Annotated in this window: 5 protein-coding genes; all 5 read left to right on the forward strand. The window is 62.5% G+C overall.

What is annotated here, in order from left to right:
• Positions 1-1728 (forward strand): 4Fe-4S dicluster domain-containing protein (locus tag RTX98_RS04235; RefSeq protein WP_312794825.1); only part of this gene is annotated, 1728 nt, incomplete at its 5' end.
• Positions 1725-3089 carry an NrfD/PsrC family molybdoenzyme membrane anchor subunit gene (nrfD, locus tag RTX98_RS04240; protein ID WP_312794827.1) on the forward strand — a complete coding sequence of 455 codons (1365 nt, stop codon included), beginning with the start codon at positions 1725-1727 and terminating at the stop codon, positions 3087-3089. The genes RTX98_RS04235 and nrfD, both read left to right, overlap by 4 nt.
• On the forward strand, positions 3082-3642 hold the full coding sequence (locus tag RTX98_RS04245; RefSeq protein WP_312794829.1) for a DUF3341 domain-containing protein: 561 nt from the start codon (positions 3082-3084) through the stop codon (positions 3640-3642). Before nrfD ends, RTX98_RS04245 begins: the two co-directional genes overlap by 8 nt.
• Complete coding sequence (locus RTX98_RS04250) at positions 3639-4175, forward strand: cytochrome c (RefSeq protein WP_312794831.1); 537 nt, start codon at positions 3639-3641, stop codon at positions 4173-4175. Before RTX98_RS04245 ends, RTX98_RS04250 begins: the two co-directional genes overlap by 4 nt.
• A partial coding sequence (locus RTX98_RS04255) for a hypothetical protein (protein ID WP_312794833.1) occupies positions 4165-5128 on the forward strand: 964 nt, incomplete at its 3' end. The genes RTX98_RS04250 and RTX98_RS04255, both read left to right, overlap by 11 nt.

Genomic DNA, 5128 nt, shown 5'->3' on the forward strand with positions numbered 1-5128 from the left:
TCGCTTGAGGCGCTGGTAGAGGATATGCGCGAGGGTCGCGTGTCCACGGTGGCGATCCTCGGCTGCGATCCCGTGGCGACGGCGCCAAGCGATCTGGCCTTTGCCGAAGCGATGGACCGGATCGAACTGCGCATCCATGCCGGTCTGCATATCGACGCGACAACGGAGCGCTGCCATTGGCACCTGCCGTGGCAGCACGAGCTGGAAAGCTGGACCGATCTGCGCGCCGTTGATGGCATGGTCTCGATTGTCCAACCGCTGGTGAAGCCGTTCTGGTCGGTGCGCTCGATCCACACGGTGCTGGAAAATCTCGGCGGGCGGCTGACTGGCGTCGGCGATCAGGAGGTCGTGCGCAAGACCTGGCTGCCGGATTGGGGCATCGACTTCGATGCGAACTGGAAAACGGCGCTGCTGGATGGCTTCATGGCCGGTAGTGCACCGCGCCCGAACGTGCCGCCGGTCGTCAGTCGCGTGATTGAGCTTGGTGATATGCAGGAGCAGGGTGGCGGCTTGACCCTGTTGATCCGGCCTGACCCCACCATCTTCGACGGGCGCTTTTCGGAAAATGCCTGGCTGCAGGAACTGCCGAAGCCAATCACCAAAATCTGCTGGGGCAATGCCGTGCTGGTCAGCCCGGCGCTTGCGGCCGAGCGGCAGTGGACGAATGGCGATGTGGTGCGGGTTTCGGCGGGTGCAGCCGGTGTCGAGGGCTCGATCTGGATCGTGCCGGGCCAGGCGCGCGACACGGTTGTTGTTCACCTCGGTTACGGCAAGCAGAGCGGGCTCGCGGACGGGCTCGGCTTCGATGCCTACCGTCTGCGCCGCGCCGACGCGCTTTGGCAGATTGCGGGCATCACGCTGGACGCAACCGGTGAAAAGCAGACCGTCGCCACCACGCAGCCGCAGCATGCGATGGATGGCTTCGATTTCGTGCGCAAGGTTCAGCGTGCGGAGTTGGCCACGCTGGAGCCGCTGAAAAAGGAGCAGCCCAGCTTTTATCCCGACTTGGAAGCCTCGTCGCCGTCCTGGGGCATGGCGATCGATCTCGACCTTTGCATCGGTTGCAACGCGTGCGTGACCGCGTGTCAGTCCGAGAACAACATTCCGGTGGTCGGCAAGGATCTCGTTGCGCAGGGGCGGGAAATGCACTGGTTGCGGATCGACCACTATTACGAGGGCGATCCCGACGATCCCGACATGGCGTTTCAGCCGGTGCCCTGCATGCATTGCGAACAGGCACCCTGCGAAATGGGCTGTCCGGTGAATGCGACCGTGCACAGCACTGATGGCTTAAACTTGCAGGTCTACAATCGCTGCATCGGCACGCGCACCTGCTCGTCTTACTGCCCCTACAAGGTTCGGCGCTTCAACTGGTTCGACTTCACGCAAGGCGATGCGGAATCGGTGAAGGCGATGCGCAACCCGGAAGTGACGGTGCGCCAGCGCGGTGTGATGGAAAAATGCACCTATTGCATTCAGCGCATCGAAGGCGCGCGCATTCAGGCCAAGAAGGAAGGTCGCGAGATCGCCGAGGGAGAGGTTGTCACTGCCTGTCAGGCGGCGTGCCCGACCACTGCCATCACCTTCGGCAATGTCATGGACAAGCAGTCCGCAGTGTCGCGGCGCAAGGCCGAGGCGCGCGATTATGCGCTTCTGGAAGAGGTGAACACGCGGCCGCGCACGACCTATCTGGCGCGCATCCTCGATGACGAGGCGAAGGGTGCATGAGCGAGGCGGTCGATCATTCCGGCAGCCAGCGGCGCGCGGAGGGTTCGCGTGTCACCCGCCAGATCATGCGCATTCCCACGCGCTATCCCGGCAAATGGGTGTGGGACCTGTGCTTCCTCATCTGCCTGTGCTTCCTTGCTTTGTTCCTGGTTTCCGTCGTCATTCTGTTTCGCAACGGCGTCGGTGTTTGGGGCAACACGATCCCGGTGAACTGGGGTCTGGCGATTTCCAACTACATCTTCTTTGTCGGCATCGGCCATGCCGGCACGCTGATTTCGGCCATGCTGCTTCTGCTCAACGAGCATTGGCGCAATGCTCTGAACCGCTTTGCCGAAGCGATGACGCTGGTGGCCGTGATCTGCGCGGGCCTGTATCCGATCCTGCATCTCGGCCGCTTCTGGCGCTTCTACTGGATGGCGCCTTATCCGAACACGATGGATCTGTGGCCGCAGTTCAAGAGCCCGCTGACCTGGGACTTCTTTGCGGTCCTCACCTACCTCATCGTGTCCTTCCTGTTCTGGTATATCGGCCTGGTGCCGGACCTCGCCACCATGCGCGACCGCGCCAAGCGCCGGCGAGGGCAGGTGTTTTACGGCATCCTGGCGCTGGGGTGGCGCGGTTCGGCGAGGCATTGGGCGCGGTGGAACCAGAGCTACCGGCTGACAGCGGCGATCGCCGTACCGCTCGTTGTTTCGGTGCATTCCGAAATTTCGCTGCTGTTTGCGGCCGGACCCATTCCCGGCTGGACCTCCACTGTTTTTCCTCCTTACTTCGTGCTGGGCGCGGCCTTTTCCGGCTTTGCCGTGGTGTCGATGATCGCGGTGGTGCTGCGCTTTGCGTTCCGCCTGGAGGAGATCGTGACCGACCGTCATCTCGATCTTCTCGGCCAACTCCTGCTCGCCTGCGGTTTGATGACCGCCTTCGGCTATTTCGCGGAAATCTTCGATGCGCTGTATTCCGGCGAGAAACAGGACCTGCAAACGCTGTTCGACCGCTTTTCCGGCGCCTATGCGTGGAGCTATTGGGGCGCGGTGATCCTGAACTTCCTGCCCTTGCAGCTTTTGTGGTGGAAGCGGATGCGGATCTTTCCGGTTGCGCTATTGCTGATCGGCCTTTGCGTCACGGTCGGCATGTGGCTGGAGCGGTATATGCTGCTCGTGACCACGCTCTACCGGGATTACCTCGTGTCCTCCTATGGCTCCTATGCGCCGAGTTTCTGGGAATGGTCGCTGTTCATAGGCATGATCGGCGGCGTTTTTCTCCTGCCTTTCCTTCTTTTCATCCGCTTTTTCCCGGCCATTTCGGCATTCGAGATCAAGGAAGCGCAGTTCGAGGATCAAGGGGAGCGCCAGGGTGATTGAGCCGGGCGCCCATATCGAGACCTTTGGCGTTTTGGCCGAGTTCTCGTCCGGCGAGGACCTGATCGAGGCCGCCAAGGCGGCGCGGAAGGACGGCTATCGCAGTCTCGACGCTTATACGCCCTTTCCCATGCTCGGTTTGACCGAAGCGCTGGAGCTCAACGACAATCGCGTTCCCTGGCTGACGTTGGGGGGCGGCATCGTTGGTGCTGCGGCGGGCTATCTCATGCAGGTTTATACCAACCACGCTTATCCGATCCCGGTCGGCAATCGGCCGCTGGTCGCGCCGCAGGCCTTCATGCTGATTACCTTCGAGATGATGGTTCTGGGCGCGGTGCTGGCGGGCATTCTAGGCATGCTCGTGCTGAACCGCCTGCCGCGTTTGCATCACCCGGTGTTCGAGGCCGAGCGCTTCGGTTTTCATGCCGAGGACCGGTTTTTCCTGGTCGTGTTCGGCAATGATGCGCGTTTCCATGAGGAGGAATCGAGCGGCTTTCTGAAGAAGCTCGGGGCGACCCAGGTCGAGACGCTGCGCAATACGGAGGAGCCGGAATGAGCCGGCCGCTTCTCCTGTGCTTGATGGTTGTCCTGCTCGCCGGCTGCAACGAAATGGGCAGCCAGCCGCGCTATGACAATGCGGAGCCGAGCGCGCTGTTTGCCGATGGCAAGGTGCTGCAGGCGCCGCCCGAAGGCACCGTGGCGCAGGATCAGCCGCAGCGCGACCAAGCCCTGAGCACCCGTCCGGCGATGAGTACTGCGCTTCTACAGCGGGGGCAGGAGCGTTACGCGATCAACTGCGTGCCCTGCCATGATGCGGCCGGCGATGGCCACGGCACTGTTCCGGCGCGCGGCTTTCCGCAGCCGCCGAGCTTTCACGAACAAAGTCTGGTGGACGCGCCGAGCCGGTATTTCGTGGATGTCATCACCCATGGTCACGGTGTGATGTATTCCTATGCCGACCGCGTCGAGCCGGCGGACCGTTGGGCGATTGCCGCCTATATCCGCGCTTTGCAAACGAGCCGGAACGCTCCCGCCGCGCAGCTGAGCACTGCCGATCGCGACGCCCTGGGGGCCGATCATGGCGGCTAGCATCGCGGCATTCCCTGCTACCCCGCGCAGCCGCCTTGGCCTCTTGGCTGGACTGATCTGCCTGGCCTTAGCCATGGTGGGCATGGTCTTGCAGCCGGAAGCTGCGCTGCAGGGCTGGCTCACCGGCTTCTGCTTCTTGTCCGACATCGCCTTCGGTGGCCTCATTCTCGCTTCCATGATGCGGCTGATCCCGGGCCTGTGGGATGACGAGCTGGAGCGCTTTTCCAACGCGACCGCTGCACTGCTGCCGTTCGCGGCGCTGGTCTTTTTGCCGGTGCTGATCGGCGCCGCCTGGCTTTATGACTGGCAGGCATCTTCAGACAAAGGCGCCTTCCGGGAACTCTGGATGACGCTGCCGTTCTGGGCTGTTCGCGCGGTTTTGTTCCTGCTTTTCGCGTCTGTGTCAGCCCTTCTGCTGGTTCGGCGTCGCTCGGACAATCCGGCCCTGCCGATCGCGGCGCTCGTGCTTTACACCGCCATGTTCATGGTCATCGCGGTCGACTGGTATTTGTTTCTTGATCCGGAAGCGCATTTTTCCGGCTTTTCGCTGACCCGCATGTCCGTGCAATTCCTTGGGGCGCTGTGTGTGTCGATCATGCTGGCGGTGAGTTTAGGGGCGGAACTGAAGCGGCCGGAAATCCTCGGCAGCCTGCTCATGGCCGCGCTGCTGGCCTGGGCCTATTTCGCCTTTATGCAGTATTTCATCACCTGGTCCGACAATCTGCCCTTCGGTGTGCGCTGGTATGGGGAGCGTGGCGCGGGCCTGTGGAGCCTTCTGGAAGTCGCGTTCACCGCCCTGCGGCTTGCGCCGCTTCTGTTGCTCTTGGCCACGCCGATCCGGCAAAGCCGCCGCTGGTTGTTCTGGCTGTCGGCAGCCGTTCTATTCGGCAATGGGCTGGAAACGCTGTGGCTGATCGCGCCGGCCGGCGGCCGTGGCATCGCCGTTCTGCCTT

Origin of the sequence: Tianweitania sp. (assembly GCF_032053605.1) — a bacterium.
In the GTDB taxonomy this organism is placed as follows: Bacteria; Pseudomonadota; Alphaproteobacteria; order Rhizobiales; family Rhizobiaceae; genus Tianweitania.

What these genes read in the sequence shown, in the direction of transcription:
- nrfD (WP_312794827.1), top strand. Translation starts at nt 1,725, where the DNA reads ATGAGCGAGGCGGTCGATCATTCCGGCAGCCAGCGGCGCGCGGAGGGT.
- RTX98_RS04250 (WP_312794831.1), top strand. Translation starts at nt 3,639, where the DNA reads ATGAGCCGGCCGCTTCTCCTGTGCTTGATGGTTGTCCTGCTCGCCGGC.